General features: G+C 72.7%; 11 protein-coding genes. 7 read left to right on the top strand and 4 right to left on the bottom strand.

The window, feature by feature from the left end; all coding sequences use genetic code 11:
• Nucleotides 1-2 precede the first annotated feature (2 nt).
• The 4 genes from Q9R47_RS06270 to Q9R47_RS06280 form a co-directional block, all read right to left on the bottom strand.
• Nucleotides 3-785, bottom strand: coding sequence for a 3-hydroxybutyrate dehydrogenase (locus tag Q9R47_RS06270; RefSeq protein ID WP_311232349.1), 783 nt, complete (start codon nucleotides 783-785; stop codon nucleotides 3-5).
• A 50-nt stretch (nucleotides 786-835) separates the two neighbouring features.
• On the bottom strand, nucleotides 836-1,060 hold the full coding sequence (locus Q9R47_RS06275) for a hypothetical protein (RefSeq protein WP_404977103.1): 225 nt from the start codon (nucleotides 1,058-1,060) through the stop codon (nucleotides 836-838).
• Nucleotides 1,057-1,200 (bottom strand): acetoacetate decarboxylase family protein, encoded by a 144-nt coding sequence (locus tag Q9R47_RS24295; RefSeq protein ID WP_404977104.1) that lies wholly within the window; start codon nucleotides 1,198-1,200, stop codon nucleotides 1,057-1,059. The genes Q9R47_RS06275 and Q9R47_RS24295 overlap by 4 nt, the downstream gene beginning before the upstream one ends.
• Before the next feature lie 276 nt (nucleotides 1,201-1,476).
• The gene (locus Q9R47_RS06280) at nucleotides 1,477-3,069 is read right to left on the bottom strand and encodes a methyl-accepting chemotaxis protein (RefSeq protein WP_311232350.1); all 1,593 of its coding nucleotides are present in this window, start codon (nucleotides 3,067-3,069) and stop codon (nucleotides 1,477-1,479) included.
• A gap of 297 nt (nucleotides 3,070-3,366) precedes the next feature.
• Here Q9R47_RS06280 and Q9R47_RS06285 point away from each other — a divergent pair, with 297 nt between their 5' ends.
• The 7 genes from Q9R47_RS06285 (at nucleotide 3,367) to Q9R47_RS06315 (ending at nucleotide 18,928) form a co-directional block, all read left to right on the top strand.
• Nucleotides 3,367-3,894, top strand: a complete 528-nt coding sequence (locus Q9R47_RS06285) for a sigma-70 family RNA polymerase sigma factor (RefSeq protein WP_311232351.1) — start codon at nucleotides 3,367-3,369, stop codon at nucleotides 3,892-3,894.
• Between the two features lie 87 nt (nucleotides 3,895-3,981).
• Complete coding sequence (locus tag Q9R47_RS06290; RefSeq protein ID WP_311232352.1) at nucleotides 3,982-4,188, top strand: DUF4880 domain-containing protein; 207 nt, start codon at nucleotides 3,982-3,984, stop codon at nucleotides 4,186-4,188.
• Between the two features lie 164 nt (nucleotides 4,189-4,352).
• A complete protein-coding gene (locus Q9R47_RS06295) occupies nucleotides 4,353-4,613 on the top strand; it encodes an MbtH family NRPS accessory protein (protein ID WP_311232353.1) in 261 nt (86 codons plus the stop codon).
• Nucleotides 4,614-4,648: 35 nt separating this feature from the next.
• Nucleotides 4,649-5,401, top strand: a complete 753-nt coding sequence (locus Q9R47_RS06300; protein WP_311232354.1) for an alpha/beta fold hydrolase — start codon at nucleotides 4,649-4,651, stop codon at nucleotides 5,399-5,401.
• Nucleotides 5,402-5,515: 114 nt separating this feature from the next.
• Nucleotides 5,516-10,912 (top strand): non-ribosomal peptide synthetase, encoded by a 5,397-nt coding sequence (locus tag Q9R47_RS06305; RefSeq protein ID WP_311232355.1) that lies wholly within the window; start codon nucleotides 5,516-5,518, stop codon nucleotides 10,910-10,912.
• The gene (locus Q9R47_RS06310) at nucleotides 10,909-15,534 is read left to right on the top strand and encodes an SDR family NAD(P)-dependent oxidoreductase (RefSeq protein WP_311232356.1); all 4,626 of its coding nucleotides are present in this window, start codon (nucleotides 10,909-10,911) and stop codon (nucleotides 15,532-15,534) included. Before Q9R47_RS06305 ends, Q9R47_RS06310 begins: the two co-directional genes overlap by 4 nt.
• 1 nt (nucleotide 15,535) lies before the next feature.
• Nucleotides 15,536-18,928 carry an amino acid adenylation domain-containing protein gene (locus Q9R47_RS06315; RefSeq protein ID WP_311232357.1) on the top strand — a complete coding sequence of 1,131 codons (3,393 nt, stop codon included), beginning with the start codon at nucleotides 15,536-15,538 and terminating at the stop codon, nucleotides 18,926-18,928.

Here is an 18,928-nt window from a genome sequence, read left to right on the forward strand (position 1 = left end):
CGTTATTGCATGAACCAGCCGTGGCTCACCACCAGCGACTGGCCGGTGAGCGCATTCGTGGGGAAGGCGGCGAACAGCAGGGCGGCGCGCGCGACGTCGTCGGTGGTGGTGAATTCGCCGTCCACGGTGTCCTTCAGCATGACGTTCTTCACCACTTCCTCTTCGGTGATGCCCAGCGTTTTAGCCTGTTCGGGGATCTGTTTTTCCACGAGGGGCGTGCGCACGAAGCCGGGGCAGATCACGTTGGCGCGCACGCCCTTGGAGGCGCCTTCCTTGGCGACCGTCTTGCACAGGCCGATCAGGCCGTGCTTGGCCGTGACGTAGGGGGCCTTGAGCTTGGAGGCTTCCTTGGAGTGCACCGAGCCCATGTAGATCACGCTGCCGCCGCGGCCCTGGGCGTACATGTGCCTGAGGCAGGCGCGCGTGGTGAGGAAGGCTCCGTCGAGGTGGATGGCGAGCATCTTCTTCCAGTCGGCGAACGTGAATTCTTCCACCGGGTGCACGATCTGGATGCCGGCGTTGCTCACCAGGATGTCGATGCCGCCGAAGGCCTTGGCGGCATCTTCGACGGCGGCGTCCACCTGGGCCTCGTCCGTCACGTCGACGGCGACGCCCAGGGCCTGGGCGCCCGTGGCCTTCAGTTCTGCCGCGGTGGCGTCGGCGGCGTCCTTGTTCAGGTCGGCGATCACGATCCTGGCGCCTTCCTTCGCGAAGAGGGTGGCGATTTCCTTGCCGATGCCGCTGGCCGAGCCGGTGATGAAGGCGACCTTGTCCTTGAGTTGCATGGGGTGCTCCTGAAGTGGGTGGTGATGGAGGATGGAGGACGGAAAAGTGTTCAGGCGAGGCAGTCGTGTTCGACGGTGCCGAGCGCCAGCGTCATGTCGGCGATGCGGTGCACGGCGGTTTCCACTTTGCGCACCGGCAGGTCGGCCACGGGGGCGAGCGCGTGGGAATGCGCGATGCCGGCGAGCACCGGGCCGGGATCGGGCTGCCGGTATTCGAGGCCCATGGTAGCGCTGGCCACGCGCACGCGGCCGTAGTCCAGCGTGCCGACGATCACGTCGGTTCGTGGCTGAACGCGGGGTGGGCGAGCTTGTTCGGAAAACCCCACAGCTCGCCTCCGCCGGCCATGGGCGGATGGTCGCCGAGGTACATCGCGGGTACGTGGGCCCCTTGCTCGACCCCGCTATCGGTGCGCAATCGGACCGGATTCACCGGGCCCGATTCGGTGGAGCAGGGCGGGGTCGCGGCGCGGCGTGAAGACGCCGGGAATGCCGAACCACACGGCCGAGGCGGCGCTCCACTGGTTGAGCAGGGCCCGGTCGCCCAGGCCCTTCGGGCACCTGCTGCCCGGAGCCCGAAGAGACGAGGTTCCAGAATTCCCGCAGGCGCCCGACGCGGCGCTCCGGCGCATTGCCCGCGATGAGCGCGGCGTTGACATACGCATTTCCGGCCCGGTGGCCGGTGCGTGGTACCTCAGGAGGCCGCGTGGGGGAGGGCCAGGTGCTGCCCGGGTGTGCGGGTCGCCGGGCCGGCCGGGGTGGCACCGAGGCGGAAGAAGGCGACGGATTCGACCAGGTTGTCGGCCTGGCTCTTCAGGCTGCCCGCGGCGGCGGCCGATTCCTCGACCAGCGCGGCGTTCTGCTGGGTGACCTGGTCCATCTGCACGACCGCTTCTCCCACCTGGGAAACGCCCTGGCTCTGTTCATTGCTGGCGGTGCTGATTTCCGCGACGATATCGGTCACGCGGCGGATCGATTCCACGACGTCCGACATCGTCGCGCCCGCACGGTCCACCTGCATGGTGCCCTGTCCGACGCGTTCGACGCTCGTGGAGATCAGCTCCTTGATCTCCTTGGCGGCGGCGGCGCTGCGCTGGGCGAGGTTGCGCACTTCGCTGGCCACTACCGCGAAGCCGCGGCCCTGCTCGCCGGCGCGGGCCGCCTCCACGGCGGCATTCAGCGCCAGGATGTTGGTCTGGAAGGCGATGCCGTCGATCGTGCCGATGATGTCCGCGATCTGGCGGGAACTCTCCTCGATGCCCTTCATGGTCTCCACCACCTGGCCGACCGCCTCGCCCCCCTGCGTGGCCACGCGCGAGGCCTGGATCGCCAGGCCGTTGGCCTGGCCGGCGTTGTCCGCGTTGCGCCGCACCGTGGAGCTGAGTTCCTCCATGGAAGCCGCGGTTTCTTCCAGCGCGGAGGCCTGCTGCTCGGTGCGCGCGGAGAGGTCGTGGTTGCCCTGCGCGATCTGCGAGCTGGCGGCGGCCACGGCCTCGGCGCTGCTGCGCACGCTGCCCACGACCCGCGCGAGGCTGTCGCGCATGTCCGCCAGGCGGTGCACCAACTGGCCGACTTCGTCCCGGCCCCCGGTGTCGATGTGCACGGCGAGGTTGCCCGCCGCCACTTCCGACAGCGCGTCGCCCGCGAGCCGCAGCGAATCGCGCAGGCGCCGCACCAGCGCCGCTCCCATGGCGAGGGCCAGTACGACGCAGGCGGCGACGGCGGCCAGCATGCCGGCACGGAGCTTGCCGTAGAGGGCGGTTGCGTCGTCGTTCTCGTGGCGCGCACCCTCCAGCTGCACGTCGACCAGCTTGGCGATGACTTCCTGCAGCGGATCGATGGCGGGGTACATCTCGCGGGCTGCGTAGTCCGCCAGCTGCTGCCGGTCGCCCGCGAGCATGAGCGCCGACAGTCGCGCCGTGGCGATGTCGGCCGTGGCCAGGAGCGGCTTCATCTGCTCCATCAGCCGGGTTTCCTCGGACATCAGCTGGGTGTCGCCGAACGCTTTCAGATTCGCCCGGACGGTGTCGGTCGCCTGCCGGATCTGCTGTGCGCCGTGGGCGCCGGTGAATGCACCGTCGCGGACCTTGTGGGCCGCATCGACGACGTTCACGGCGTACATGTCGGACACCGCCTTCAGGTACTTCAGGGGCAGGACACGGTCTTCGTAGACCGAGTGGAGACCTTCGTTGGCGCGGCCCATGCCGTAGAGGCCGAGCGAACCCAGAATGGCCAGCGCCGAGCAGAGCACGGCGAGAAGAAGGACAAGGCGCGTGGTGAGTTTCATGGTAAGCAGGCTGGGGCTTGCAGGGGCGTGATTGCCGAGTCTGCCACATTTTGGATATTTTCTATCATTTCAACTATATTGGTGTGAGCTATTGACAAGTCGAAAATCTTAGAAGAATGAAAGGTGCCGGGGCCGCTGCCCACTTCTGCATAGTCGAGTGAAGACCAGGACTTGCGGCACACCGCTCACAGGGAACTGTAAATATTCAAATACAAATAATTCCTATTCCACAGATTTTTTGTATCATCGCTTTCCACCCGCCGGAACCCTTTCGGCCACCACAGGAAAGCGATCCCTATGTCCTCGCCGTTGTCAGACCCTTCCCTGGCCGATGTGTTCGTCGCCCACCGGGCACAGCTGTGGCGCGTCGCACGGCAGATCGTGAACACCGAAGACCTCGCCGACGACGTGATGCAGGATGCGTACCTGAAGCTGGCGGAAGGGCCTCGCGACCGGGTGGCGGAGCGGCCGATCGGCTACTGCTGCCAGGTGGTGCGCAACCTGGCGCTGGACTACTGCCGCCGCCACCGCGTGGAAGCCAGCTACCGCACGTTCGACATCGACGTCGAGACGGTCGACGTGCCCTGCCATCGCTCCCCCGACCGCCGCATGTGCGAGCAGCAGGTGATCCATGCGATCGACGAGGTGCTCTCGCAGCTGCCTGCGCGCACGCGGATGGTGTTCGAGCTCTACCGCATCGAGGGGCTGACGCAGCGCCAGATCGCCGAGCGCCTGGGCTGTGCGCTGGGGCTGGTGAACGGGCTGATCGCCGATGCGGCCCGGGCAGTCGCGCGTTGCCGCGTCCACATGATGCCGGCGCCGTAGCAGACCGCTGCGCAGCCGCCGGAATACCCCGCGGGCGGCGTCGGACGGGCCGGCAGGGCGCCGCTGGCGATGCGCTAGGCTCGGCGCATGACTGCACCGTACGACGAGGATCCTGTCTGGGAAGCGGCCTGGGCATGGGTCCAGCGTGAATTCGACCAGGAAACCTTCGATGCGCCGGCACGCGAGGCCCTGGCGGCCTGGCTGCGGGCCGATCCCCTGCACCGCGCGCGCTACGACGAGGCCGCGCGGCTGTGGCTGCTGGCGGGCATGGTGCCGCGCCGCACGGGGGAATAGCGCTCCCGCATCCCTTCCGCATCCTCGATCGCACGGGGTGCGGTGAACACTTCGGCCCGCCAACCGTCTTGTGAAGGCAGGCCCGCCCCGCGCACCTTCCTTCCCGTGTCGTCGCGAAGGGCATGGACGGCGGCCCGATGTTCAACCGCACAAGGGATGCACCGATGTCTACGAGCTGCTTCGACCGCGAGGACGAAACCTTCATCGTCCTGATCAACCACGAGGAACAGTATTCGATCTGGCCCCACTGGAAGGCCGTGCCCGAGGGCTGGCGGGTGGTGGAGGGCGTGCGGGGCGACAAGAAGACCGTCGTCGCCTATGTGGACGGCGCCTGGACGGACATGCGGCCGAAGTCGCTGCGCGACTGGATGGCGCAGCAGGATGCGGCCGCGCCCGCCGGGGGCACTGCGGCCGCGGCGGCCTGACGGCGATGGTGTACGGGGCGGATCGGGCGGACCCGGTGGTTCCTGGAGACCTGGTGCTGCTGTGCCTGCCCTGCGCGGGCGCGAGCGCCACGATGTACCTGCGCTGGCAGCGGAGCCTGACCGCGCGGCTGCGGGTGGTGCCCGTGGAGCTGCCCGGCCGCGGCGCGCGCATGGGCGAGCCGTTCGCGGCGTCGTACGACAGCCTCGTCGGGCCGCTGGCGCAGGCCTGCCTGCGGGCGGCGGGCGGCGCCCGGTTCGCGCTCTTCGGGCACAGCATGGGCGCCTTGCTCGCCTATGGCGTGGCCTGCCGCCTGCAGGCGGAGCTGGGCGTGCGGCCGGCGGCGCTGGCGGTGTCGGCCTGCGCCGCGCCCGCGGTGCGCAGCGGCGAGCGCTACGCGGAACCGCTGGACGACGCGCGGCTGATGGCGGACCTGCGAGCGCAGGGCGGTACGCCCGACGCCGTGTTCGCCGAACCTGAACTGCTGCGCCTCACGCTGGACGTGCTGCGGGCCGACTACCGGCTGTGCCACGGCTTCCGCCGGAGCGCGGTCGGCGCGCCGCTGGCGTGCCCGGTGCATGTCTTCGGCGGTGTGCGCGACCGCATCACCGAGCAGGAGCTGCGGGCCTGGTCGCTGGAGACGCACGGGCCCGTGACGCTGGACCGGTTCGAGGGCGGGCACTTCTTCCTGCGCGAAGGCGAGGCCGGTTTTCTGCGGGTGCTGGCTGCGCGGCTGTTGCAGGCCGAGGCCCTGGAAAGGTCGCCGGAGTCCCTGGCGTCCGCCGCCTGAGACGCACAGCCCCGAACCGGCCCCGCGCCGCCTTTTTCTTTGTTGTCGATCGTCCGGCAGCCGATGCGTGGCATGCGGCGGGCCGGCAGCGCCCTGCGCGCACGAGGAGTTTCCATGCATGACTTGCCGACACCCTTCCGGCCATCCCGGATCGAAGCGGCGGGGCGGCCCGCGGGGCCGGACCATTTCGTCGAGCGGCTGCGCACGCTGGCGCAGAGCCGGCCCGACGCGCCCTGGCTGACCGTGGTCGACGAGGTGGCCGGGGTGCGTCGCGAAGTGACGCTCACCTACGCGGAGTTCGCCCGCCGCGTGCACGCCCTGGCCGCGCGGCTGCAGCAGCGGTTCGCGCCGGGCGACCGCGCGCTGGTGCTGCAGGACAACGACGAGCACTATGCCGTCAGCATGCTCGCCTGCTTCCACTGCGGCGTGGTCGCGGTGCCGGTATTCCCGCCGGAATCGCAGCGGCCCCAGCACCTGGCGCGCCTGCAGGGCATCGCGCGGGACTGCGGCGCGGCCTGCGTGCTTACCACGCAGCCTTGGGAGGCACTGGTGCGCACCGGCTTCCCGGGGCTGGAGGTGATCGCGGGCGATGCGGTGGACCTCGCGCTCGCCCAGGCCTGGCAACTGCATGAACCGGCCGACGACGATCTGGCCTTCCTGCAGTACACCTCCGGCTCCACGGGGGACCCCAAGGGCGTGATGGTGACGCACGGCAACCTCGTGGCCAACGAGCGCGCGATCCAGGAAGGCATGGAGGTGGGGCCCGCGGACTGCTTCGTCACATGGGCGCCGCTGTTCCACGACATGGGGCTGATCGGCGGGCTGCTGCAGCCGCTCTACAGCGGTGCCGCGCTGGTGCTGGTGTCGCCGCGCTACTTCCTGGAGCGGCCGGCGCGCTGGCTGGAGCTGGTGTCGCGCTACCGCGGCACGGTGAGTGGCGGGCCGGATTTCGCCTACCGCCTGTGCGTGGAACGGGTGAGCGATGCGCAGGCCGCGGGGCTGGATCTGTCCTGCTGGCGCGTGGCCTACAGCGGCGCGGAGCCCGTGCGGGCCGACACCATGGCGGCCTTCGCCGAACGCTTCGCGGCGCAGGGGTTCGACGCAGGCGCGGTGCATGCGTGCTATGGCCTGGCCGAAGCCACGCTCTACGTGACGGGCGTGCGGCTCGGATCGGGCCTGTGGGCGCGCGATTTCTCCGCGCAGGCCCTGGCCGTGGGCGCCGCGACGCCCTGCGGTGCGGGTGATGGAACCCTGCTGGTGGGCTGCGGCAGCCCGGCGAGCGGCCATGCGGTGCAGATCATGGACGTGGCATCGCTCGCGCCGGCCGATGCCGGCTGCGTGGGCGAGATCTGGGCGGGCGGGCCGAGCGTGGCGGCCGGCTACTGGGGCAAGCCGGAGGCGACGGCCGCCACCTTCGTGGAGCACGGCGGGCGGCGCTGGCTGCGCACCGGGGACCTGGGCTTCGTGCACGGCGGCCAGCTCGTGGTGACCGGGCGCACCAAGGACCTGATCATCCTGCGCGGCCACAACGTCTATCCCCAGGATGTGGAGCGGACGATCGAGGCCGGGGTGGAGGCGGTGCGCAAGGGCCGCGTGGCGGTCTTCGCGGTGCAGGGGCCGCGGGGCGAGGGCATCGGCGCGGCGGTGGAGGTGTCGCGCGGCATGCAGAAGCGGGTGCCGCCGCGCGCGCTGGTGGAGGCCCTGAGCGCGGCCGTGAGCGAGGCGGTGGGCGAGCCGCTGTCGGCCGTGCTGCTGCAGCAGCCCGGCACGCTGCCCAAGACCACCAGCGGCAAGCTGCAGCGCAGCGCCTGCCGCGCGGCCTGGATGGAGCGCAGCCCCGATGCCTATGCCATCTACGAATGGGGCGGCTTCGTGCGGGGCGGGCCGGATGCCGAGGCGCTCCCGAACGGCGCGCCGGAGGCGCTCGATGAACTCGAATCCGAAGTCGCGTCCATCTGGCGGGACGTGTTGCGCGACGGCGCGCAGCCGCCGCTGGCTCGCGATGCCCATTTCTTCGTGCTGGGCGGCAATTCGCTCGCGGCCACCCAGGCGGCGGCGCGCATCGCGCAGCGTTTCGGCGTGGCGTTCGCACCGCGCGTGCTGTTCGACCATCCGCGCCTGGGCGCCTGCGCGCAGGCGCTGCGCGACGCACTGGCGGCCGGCAGCGGCGGGGTGCCGAGCGCGGTGGAGCCGCTGCCGCCGGCGCTGCGCGGCACGCCCCGGCCGCTGTCGCCTGCGCAGGCGCGCCAGTGGTTCCTGTGGAAGCTCGCGCCCGCGGACGCGGCCTACCATGTGGGGGCGGCGCTGTGGCTCGACGGCCCGCTCGATGCCGCGGCGGCGCGGGCTGCGCTGCAGGACGTGGTGCACCGGCAGGCTTCGTTGCGCACCGTGTTCGGTGAAGGCGCGGACGGCGTTCCCCATCAGCAGGTGCAGGACGCGCTGCGGGAACTCCCGCTCGACCTGGCGGACCTCCGGCGCACCGCCTGCGCGGATCGGACCGACGCCGTGCGCGACCGGCTGGACGCGCTGCAGGCCCGGCCGTTCGATCTGCCCGGCGGTGGCGTGCCCTGGCGCGCGGCGCTGCTGCGGCTGGACGACCGCACCCATGTGCTCGCGGTGGCGATGCACCACATCCTCTCGGACGGGGCTTCGATGCCGCTGTGGGCCACCGAATGGCTCGAAGCCTACGGCGCGCGCCGCCAGGGCCTGGATGCCCGGAGCGTGCCGGCGCTGCAGTACATCGACTACGCGGCCTGGGCGCAGGCCCGGCTGCACGCGGGCGAGGAAGCGCGCCAGGCGGCCTGGTGGCGGAAGCGCCTGGCGGGATGGAACGCGTCGCCCTGCGAGGTGCGTCCGGACCATCCCCGCCCGGCACGCGCCCGCTACACCGCACGCCGCCATGCCGTCGAGGTGCCCGCGGCGGTGGTGCAGGGGCTGCAGGCGCTGCGGGCCCGGGAGGGCGCGACCCCGTTCATGGTGCTGCTGGCGGCTTTGCAGGTGCTGCTGTCGCGCTACACCGGCCAGCCGCGCGTACGTGTGGGCGCCGCGGTGGCGCAGCGCGGCGTGCCGGGGGTGGAGGGGCTGATCGGCCTGTTCGTGAACACCCTGGTGCTGCCCGCCACGGTGGATGTCCGCGCTCCCCTGCACGCCGCGCTGCGCGAGGCCCGCGAACTGGTGCTGGGGGCGCAGGCGCACCAGGACCTGCCGTTCGACCGGCTGGTGGACATGCTGCGGCCGGAGCGCGGCGCGGGTGCGAATCCGCTGTTCCAGGTGATGCTGAACCACCTTGCGGAAGACGACCGGCTGCTGCAGGCGGTGCCGGGGCTCGCCGTGCGGGCCGAGCCGCTGCAGGGCCCGCACGCGCAGTTCGAGCTGGTGCTGGAAGCGCGAGAAAGCGCGGACGGCGCGCTGTCGCTCGGCTGGGTGTTCGCGCAGGAACTGTTCGAGCCCGCGACCATCGAGCGCCTGTCCGGCCACTTCCTGGCGGTGCTGGCGGCGCTGGCCGAGCACCCGGAGCAGCCCGCGGGCGAGGTCGAGTTGCGGCCGCCTGCCGAGCGTGCGCAGATCGATGCCTGGAGCCGCAATCCGCACCGGGAAGGCACGGCGGTGCCGGTCTTCCGCGCGCTGGAGGCGCATGCCGGGCGCCAGCCGCAGGCGACGGCGCTGCTGTTCGGTGACGAGGCCATCGGTTATGCGGAGCTGAACGCGCGTGCCAACCGGCTCGCGCACCATCTGCTGCGCGACGGGTTGCAGCCGCAGTCGATCGTGGGCATCTGCATGGAGCGTTCGGTGGAGATGGTGGTGGGCATGTTCGCGGCCATGAAGGCCGGGTGCGCCTACCTGCCGCTGGACCCGGAGCTTCCGGCCGGCCGGCTCGGCGACATGCTGGCGCACAGCGGTGCCGGATGGGTGCTGTCGCACGCTGCAACTGCCGGGCGGGTGCCCGCGCTGCCGGGCCTGCGGACGATCGATATGGCGGGCCTGCAGGTTCCGGAAGTGGGCAGGCCCGGCGATGCGCAGAACCCCGGCATCGCGGTGCACGGCGAGCAACTCGCCTACGTCATCTACACCTCGGGCTCCACGGGGCGGCCGAAGGGCGTGGCCGTGCGCCATGCCGCGCTGCACACCTGCATGGCCTGGATGCAGTCCACCTACGGGCTGGCCGCGCCCGACACGGTGCTGCACAAGGCGCCGTTCGGCTTCGACGTGTCGTGCTGGGAGATCTTCTGGCCGCTCACGGCGGGTGCGCGCCTGCTGGTGGCGCCACCCGGCGCACACCGCGATCCGGAGCGGATCGTGCAGCTGATCGAGCGCCACCAGGTGACCACGCTGAACTTCGTGCCCGCGATGCTGCGGGCCTTCCTGGACCATCCGGGCATCGAGCACCGCACACGGCTGCGGCACGTGATCTGCGGCGGCGAGGCGATGCCCGAAACCCTGCAGCGCGAGGCCCTGCGCCGCCTGCCGGGCGCGACGCTGCAGAACCTCTACGGCCCCACGGAAACGACGATCCACGTCACCCGCTGGACCTGCCGCGACGAAGCCGGGGCGGTGCCGATCGGCCGCCCCATCAGCGCGACCGAGGCCTGGGTGCTCGATGCCCAGCTGCAGCCGGTGCCGCAGGGCGTGGCGGGCGAGCTCTACATCGGCGGGGACCTGCTGGCGCGCGGCTACCTGGGCCAGCCGGGGCTGACGGCGGAGCGCTTCATCGCGCACCCGCTGGCCGCGGGCGCACGCCTCTACCGCACCGGCGACTGGGTGCGCTGGAACGCCGAGGGGCAGATCGACTACTTCGGTCGCATCGACCACCAGGTGAAGCTGCGCGGCCTGCGCATCGAACTGGGGGAGATCGAGTCGGCGCTGCGCGCGCAGCCCGGCGTGAAGGACGCGGTGGCCGTGGTGCGCGGCGCGGCCGGTGCCGAATCGCTGGTGGCGTACGTGGCCCCCGCGGCGCATGCGGCGGGCGATGGGGGCGCGGCGGGCGGGACCGATGTGGCCGGGCTGCGCGCGGCCCTGGCGCAGCGCCTGCCGGGCTACATGGTGCCGCGCGCGATCGTGGCGCTGGAGGCCCTGCCGCTCAATGCCAACGGCAAGGTGGACCGGGCCGCATTGCCCGAGCCCGTGGCCGCGCCGGCCCGGGGCGCCGCAGCCGCCGCGCCGCAAGGCAGCACGGCGCACCGCCTGGCGGCGCTGTGGAGCGAATTGCTGGGCGTGGCTTCCGTGGGCCTGCGGGACAACTTCTTCGACCTGGGCGGCCACTCGCTGCTGCTGGTGCGTGCGCACCGGCGGCTGGAGGACGAATGGGGCTGCCGGCTCGCGCTGGTGGAGCTGTTCCAGCACCCCACGGTGGAATCGCTCGCGCGCCGCATCGACGAAGCCCTGGCCAGCGTGCACGGCGATGGCATGCAGGCCACGCACCGCGCCGCCGCGCAACCGTCCGACGACCGTGCGCGCCAACAACGCGCGGCACTGCTGCAGCGCCGCGCCCAACTCCAAGGAGCCCGCGAATGAACGCACCTCTCGATCTGTCCTCCGTCTCTCCGCAGGCCCCGAGCGGCCTGGAGATCGCGATCGTCGGGATGGCGGGGCGCTTTCCCGGCGCGCCAGACGTCGATACCTACTGGCAGCGCATCCGCGACGGCCTGGAATCGGTGAAGACCTATTCGGATGCGGAGCTCGAAGCGCTGGGCGTGCCCGAAGCGCTTCGCCGCGATCCGGACTACGTGAAGGCCGGCGTGCCGCTCGACGGGCACGACCTGTTCGATGCGGAGTTCTTCGGCTTCACGCCCCGCGAGGCCGAGCAGCTCGACCCGCAGCAGCGGCTGTTCCTGGAGAGCGCCTGGGCCTGCCTGGAGCATGCCGGCTGCGATCCGGCGCAGTGGGCGGGCAAGGTGGGCGTGTATGCGGGCGAGGGCCCCGGCGTGTACCTGATGCGCCATCTGCTGCCCTCCGCGGGGCTCGATGCGGGCTCGGGCATCGCCGACGTGCTGGGCCTGATGGGCGCCAACGCTCCCAGCTCGCTGTGCGCCCGCGTGGCCTACAAGCTGGACCTGCGCGGCCCGGCGGTGAGCGTGCAGACGGCCTGCTCCACGTCGCTGATGGCGGTGCACATGGCCTGCCAGTCGCTGCTGGGCCAAGAATGCGACATGGCGCTGGCGGGCGGCGTGTGGCTGAACCTGCTGCAGCAGGGCGGCTACCGCTACCAGTCCGGCGCCATCCTCTCGCCCGACGGGCACTGCCGCGCGTTCGACGCCGATGCGGCGGGCACGGTGATCGGCAGCGGCGTGGGCGTGGTCGCGCTCAAGCGGCTGGAGGATGCGCTGCGCGATGGCGACACGGTGCATGCCGTCATCAAGGGCAGCGCGGCCAACAACGACGGCGCGGCCAAGGTCGGCTTCACCGCGCCCAGCGTGGACGGGCAGGCCGAGGTGATCCGCACGGCGCAGCTCATCGCGGGCGTATCGGCGGACACGATCGGTTATGTGGAGGCGCACGGCACCGGCACGGCGCTGGGCGATCCCATCGAGATCGCCGCACTCACGCAGGCGTTCCGGGCGGATACCCAGCGTACCGGCTTCTGCGCGGTCGGCTCCGTCAAGACCAACATCGGCCATCTCGATGCGGCCGCGGGCGTGGCCGGCCTCATCAAGGCCGCGATGGCGCTGAAGCATGCGGTGCTGCCGCCGAGCCTGCACTGCCGGCAGCCGAATCCGCGCATCGATTTCGCGTCCAGCCCGTTCTACGTGAACACGGAGGCAACCGCCTGGCCGCAGGGGGCGTTCCCACGGCGCGCGGGCGTGAGTTCGTTCGGCATCGGCGGCACGAATGTGCACGTGGTGCTGGAAGAGGCTTGCGCGCCGCCGGCGTCCGCGGGCGAAGGTCTGCGGGATCTGGCCGGCACGGCGGTGCAGGGCGCGGTGGAGCCGGAGTGGGAGGTGCTGCTGCTGTCCGCGCGTTCCGAGGCCGCGCTGCAGGCGCAGCGCCGCCAACTGTCCCAGCATCTGCGCGGCTCGCCACAGGAACCGCTGGCGAACATCGCCCACACGCTGCAGTGCGGCCGCCGCGCGTGGTCCTGGCGGATGGCCGTCGCGACGCACGAACCCGGCCTGGCGGCGCAACGTCTGGAAGCTCCGCTGCCCGCGCCGGTGCACGTGGCCGCAGAGGCCCCCGAGGTGGTGTTCCTGTTCCCCGGATCGGGCGCGCAGCATGTCGGCATGGCCCAGGCGCTGGACCGCCGCAGCGCGGTCTTCCGGAAGGCGCTGGATGTCTGCGCCGACGTTCTGCAGCAGGAGACGGGCGCTGACCTGCGGGCACTGATCCATCCGGCGCCGGGGCAGGCGCCCGAAGCCGCCGAACGGCTCGCCCGCGTCGAGTGGATGCAGCCCGCGCTGTTCGCGGTGGAATACGCAATCGCGCAATGGTGGATGTCGTGCGGCGTGCGGCCCGCGCTGATGCTGGGCCACAGCCTGGGCGAGTACGTGGCGGCCTGCCTGGCGGGAGTGTTCACGCCCGAGGACGCGATGCGCATCGTTATCTGGCGCAGCCGGCTCCTGGCCGGCCTGCCCGAAGGCGCGATGACGGCGGTGCCGCTGCCCGAGCCGGAAGTCGCGCCGCTGCTGGCGCTCGGCTGCGACCTGGCCGCCGTGAACGGCGACGGACTCTGCGTGCTGTCCGGCGCGCCGGCGGCCATCGATGCGGCGGAAGAGATGCTGCGCGCGCAGGGGCATGCACCGCGCCGGCTGCACGTCGCCGTGGCCATGCATTCGCGCAGCGTCGATCCGATCGTGGCCGAACTGGAGCGCCGCATCGCCACGGTGCCGCGGCAGGCACCGCGCATCCCGGTCCTCTCGAATGTCACCGGCCGCCCGATCACGGCCGAGGAGGCCACGAGTCCGGCGTACTGGGGCCGGCACCTGCGCGGCACGGTGCGCTTCCGCGAGGGGCTGGACGCGGTGTTCGCGCAACCGGGCCGCGTGGTGCTGGAAGTGGGGCCCGGCGAATCCATGGCGGGCCTCGCGCGGCGGCATTCGCAGGCGGCTTCGGCCGCCGGCATCTGGGCCACCCTGGCCCACGCCCAGCAGCGCGACCGCGACGGGCAGCAGCTCGCGCAGGCCCTGGCGGGGCTGTGGATGGCGGGGGTGGCCATCGACTGGCCCGCGACGCGCGGCGGTGCGCGCCGCCGGTGCGTGCCGCTGCCCACCTACCCGTTCCAGCGGCAGCGCTTCTGGGTGGAAGCCGGTGCGCCGGCGCCCCAGCGTGGGGCAGAGGCGCCGCCGCCGCACAGCATCTGCTACCTGCCCGCATGGCAGCGCAGCGCCGCGGCGCCGCACGCAGAGGGGCCCGGCCGGGGCGACACCGTGCTGCTGCTCGGCGGCGCGGAACTGCCGTTGGCCGAGCGTCTTGCGAAGTCCTTGTCGGAACGCGGTGCGCAGGTGGTGCAGGTGGGTGCGGCCGAAGTCTTCCGGCGCGATGGTGCGCAGGCGTTCGCGCTGCGGCCGGACGAGCGCGCCGACCATGCAGCGCTGTGGCGCGAGGTGGGGCCCGTCTCGCATGCCTTCCACCTCTGGGGGCTCGACGTTGCGCGCAACGCCGCCGAGGAGCCCGCATGGGAGCAGGCGTATTTCAGCCTGATGGCGATGGCCCAGGGGCGCGACGACGCGGGCCGGGACGAACCGCTCTCGCTCACCGTGGTGGTCGACCGTGCGGAAGAAGTCGCGGGCAGCGAGCCGCTGGAACCCGGCAAGGCGGCGGTGGCGGCCCTGGCGCGCGTCATCGGACAAGAGATGCCGCGCATCGCATGCCGCGTGGTGGATGTGCTGGTGCCGCGCGCCGGCAGTGCCGCCGAGGCGCACCTGGCCGAGGCGCTGGCGGGCGAGCCGGCGCGGCCGCAGGACGAGTTCTGCGTGGCCTGGCGCGGTACGCAGCGCTGGGTGAAAACCTGGGAGCCGGCCGCGCCGCCGGCCGCCCGTGCGCCGCGCCTGCGCCAGGGCGGCGTGGTGCTGATCACGGGGGGGCTGGGCGGTGTGGGCCTGGCCCTGGCCCGGCACCTGGGCCGGCGCCACCGTGCGCGGCTGGTGCTCCTGGGGCGCACGCCGCTGCCGCCGCGCAGCGACTGGGAGAGCCTGCTCGCGCGCACCGGCCTGCCCGCCGCGCAACGCCGCAGGCTGCTGCAGCTGCAGGCGATGGATGCGGAGGGCACCGAATGGATGGCCGTGGCGGCGGATGTCACCGATCCCGCGCAGTGGCGCGCCGCGCTGCAGGCCGTGCATGCGCGCTTCGAAGGCGTGAACGGCGTGGTGCATGCCGTGATGGAGCCCGGCGGCGGCATGCTGGCCACCCGCACGCGGGCCGAGGTGCGGGCCGCCTTCGCGCCGAAGCTGCAGGGCACGCGGGCGATGGTGGAGGCGCTGCGCGGTGAGCCGCTGGATTTCGTGCTGCTGTGCTCTTCCGTCGCGAGCTGTGTCGGCGGGCTGGGCCGCAGCGACTATGCGGCCGCCAACGCCTGGCTGGACGCCTTCGCCACCGCCTGCCGGCGCGAGTACCCGTGGCCGGTGTTCTCGGTCGGCTGGGATGCGTGGCGCGACGTGGGGCAGGGCGCGGACATGGACGTGCCCGAGGGCATGGGCCTGGACGAGCGCACGGGCACCGGGGTGTTCGACCGGATCGTCGACGGGCCCGCGCAGCCGCACACGGTGGTGTCGGTCACGCCGCTCGCGCAGCGGCTGCGTGCGCTGGACGGGCTGGTGGAGGCGCTGGAGGCCGTGCCGCAGGCGCCGGCGACCGTGCCGGGCGCCACGCATGCGCGGCCGGCGCTGTCCACCCCCTACCGCGCGCCGGAGGGCGGGCTGGAGGAGCACCTGGCATCGCTGTGGACCGAGGCCCTCGGCATCGGCGGCATCGGCGCCGACGACAACCTCTTCGAGCTGGGCGGCGACTCGCTGCTGGCGATCCGCCTGCTGGCGCGCGTGCGCAGGGCCTATGGCGTGGACATCCACCCGGCGGCGTTCTTCAAGGCGCCGACCGTCGCCGACCTCGCGCAGCACGTGGAGCTGCGGCTGATCGAGGACATCGAGCGCGACGCCGCAGCTGCGGGCGCCGCCACCCCATCTTCCGTTTCCCTGCAGGCCGATTGACATGAGCGACAGCCCCCTTCTCTCCCAGCGCCGTGCGCGCCTGTCCCCCGAACAGCAGGCCCTGCTGCGCCAGCGGCTGCGCGCGCAGCCCGCCACCCCCGACGACGGTGGTGCCGGGACTGCCAAAGCGTCCCACGCCGATTCGCTGCCATCCAGCGGTGTGCCACCGGGCGCCGAGGCGCCGATGTCCTGGGCCCAGCAGGGCCAGTGGTTCCTCTGGCGCATGGACCCCGGCAACACCGCCTACCACGTGGGGGGCGGGCTGGACTTCGACGGGCCGCTGGATGCCGGGGCGCTGCATGCGGCGCTGCAGGCCCTGGTACGGCGCCACGAGGCCCTGCGCACCGTCTTCGGCGAGGGTGGGGACGGCACGCCCTGGCAGCGCGTGGAGCCCGCGCGGGACATCCCGCTGCCCTGCACCGATCTCTCGGCGCTCGCGCCGGCCGAGCGCGGTGCCCGGCTGGAAGCTCTGGCGCGCGACGTGTGCGCGACGCCCTTCGATCTGCGCCGCGGCCCGCTGCTGCGCTGCGCGCTCGCGCGGTCGGGCCCGCGATCGCACCGCCTGCTGTTCATGATCCACCACATCGCCTCGGACGCGTGGACGGTGGAGCGCATCCTCGACGAGTGGGCGCGCGGCTACGCCGATGCGCTGCAGGGCCGCGCACCCTCCGATGCCCCGCCGGCGCTGCGCTACGTGGATTTCGCGGTCTGGCAGCGGCAGTGGCTGGAAGGGCCGGACGCCGCACGGCACCGGGCGTACTGGACGCATCAGCTCGCGGACGAGGCTCCCGTGCTGCAGATCGGCCGCGCAGCTGCCGCGGTGGCTTCCGCCAACGCACCGCAGCCGCGGGACGCCACGGCGGCGCAGCACCTGCTCGCCGTGCCCGCGCCGCTGGCCCAGGCCCTGCGCCAGCGCGCCCGCACGCACGGCACCACGCTCTTCTGCGTGCTGCTGGCGGCGTTCCAGGCGCTGCTGTTCCGCCATGCCGGGCATGCGGTGCAGCGCGTCGGCGTGCCCGTGGCGGGGCGCAACCGGCCGGAGACCGCCGACGTGGCCGGCGTGTTCATCAACACCGTGGTCATGCAGGCACGGGTCGAACCGCGCATGCCGCTCTCGGCGCTGCTCGCGCAGGTGCACGCCACCGCGCTGGAGGCCCGCGAGCACGAGGACCTGCCGTTCGAGCACGTCGCCCAGGTGCTGCGGCCCGAGCGGGGCGCACAGGGCAGCGGGCTGTTCCAGTGCATGTTCAACCACTTGGGCGAAGGCGGCCGGCCGCTGCAGGGGTGGCCGGGGCTGGCGGTGCGCCGCGTCGATCCGGGCCTGCGCGCCGCGCCGTTCGGGCTCACGCTGGAGACCATGGAGGATGCCGGCGGCCACGTGCTCGCGGCATTCCGCTACGACGCGACGCGGTTCACTCCCCAGGCAATGGCCGACATCGCCGGCCACTACGGGCGCATGCTGGACTCGTTGGCGCACCATCCCGAGCAGCCGGTCGGCGAGGTCGCCATGCTGGGCGATGCGGAGCGCGAGCGCCTGCGGGCCTGGTCGGTGAACGGCGACCCGGCGGAGCCGGATCTGCCCGTGCACCGCATGTTCGAGCGCCAGGCGGCGCTGACGCCCGAAGCGCCCGCCCTGGTATGCGGCGACCGTTCCTGGACGTATGCGCAGCTCGACGCGCGCACGACCCGCCTGGCCGATCGACTGCGCGCACTCGGCGTGGGCCCGGAGACGCTGGTGGGCGTGGCGCTCGCCCGCGGCACCGACATGGTGGAGGCGCTGCTCGCGGTGCTGAAGGCCGGCGGCGCCTACGTGCCGCTCGATCCCGAACTGCCCGCGGACCGCATCGCCTACATGCTCGGCGACTGCGCGCCCGCGCTGGTGCTGACCGATGCGGCCCACCGGGCCTGCCTGCCGGAGGCGATGGCGCAGCCCGTGGTCCTGCTGCCGCTGGAGGAGGTACCGGAGGGCAAGGGAGCGACCGCCCCGCTTCCGCCCGTGGCCCTGCATCCCGAGCACCTGGCCTACGTGATCTACACCTCCGGCTCCACCGGCCGACCCAAGGGTGCCGCCAACCGCCACGGTGCGCTGTCGAACCGGATCGCCTGGATGCAGCGGGCCTACGGCCTCGGCCCGGGCGACACGGTGCTGCATAAGACGCCGTTCGGCTTCGACGTGTCGGTCTGGGAGTTCTTCTGGCCGCTCGCCGTGGGTGCGCGGCTGGCGGTGGCGCCGCCCGGTGCGCACCGCGAGCCCGCGCAACTGCAGGCGCTCATCCGCAGGCATGCGGTGACGACGCTGCACTTCGTGCCATCCATGCTGCAGGCCCTGCTCGCGCAGCTGGACGTGGCGGCCTGCGCCAGCCTGCGGCGCATCGTGTGCAGCGGCGAGGCCTTGCCGGCCGAGGCGCGCCGCCAGGTGCTGGAACGGCTGCCCTGCGTGGCGCTGCACAACCTGTACGGCCCGACCGAGGCCGCGATCGACGTCACGCACTGGACCTGCCATGCCGAAGAGCGCGGTCCCGTGCCGATCGGCCGGCCCATCACCGGATTGCGCACCCATGTGCTCGATGCGGCGCTGCAGCCCGTGCCCGAAGGCGCGGCGGGCGAACTCTGCCTGGGCGGCATCGGCCTCGCACGCGGTTACGCCGGCCGGCCCGGCCTCACCGCCGAGCGTTTCGTGGCCGATCCGTTCGACGCGGGCGCGCGGCTCTACCGCACGGGCGACCTCGTGCGCTGGCGCGAAGACGGCGCCCTGGAATACCTGGGCCGCCTGGACCACCAGGTGAAGATCCGCGGCCAGCGCATCGAGCTGGGCGAGATCGAGGCGCGCCTGCTGGCCTGCCCCGGCGTGCGCGAGGCCGTGGCGGTGGCGGTGCCCACCCCCGCGGGCATGGCGCTGGCGGCGTACTGCAGCCCGCACGCGGGCGCCGACCTCGGCGGCGACGCGTTGCGCGCCCGGCTCGCCGGCGAACTGCCCGAGGCCATGGTGCCGGTCCGCATCGCGGTGCTGCCCACCCTGCCGCTGAGCCCCAACGGCAAGGTGGACCGCAAGGCGCTGCCCGCGCTGCAGCCCGATGCCGAGGCCGCCTACGTCGCCCCGCAGGGCGCGGTGGAAGAAGCGCTGGCACGCATGTGGTGCGAATTGCTGGTGCTGCCGCGCGCCGGTCGCGCCGACCACTTCTTCGCGCTGGGCGGCCATTCGCTGATGGCGATGCAGCTCGTGGCGCGCGTGCGTGCGGGCCTGCAGGCCGAGATTTCGGTGCGGGACGTCTTCCTGCACCCCGTGCTGGCGGACCTGGCGCGGTGCGTGGACGCCGCGTGCCCGCAGCGCCCCGTGGCCGACGCACTGTCGCGCCTCGATGCTTTCCTCGACGATATGGAGATGGCCGGATGA

The sequence above is a fragment of the Acidovorax sp. PRC11 genome, assembly GCF_031844105.1.
GTDB lineage: Bacteria > Pseudomonadota > Gammaproteobacteria > Burkholderiales > Burkholderiaceae_C > Paracidovorax.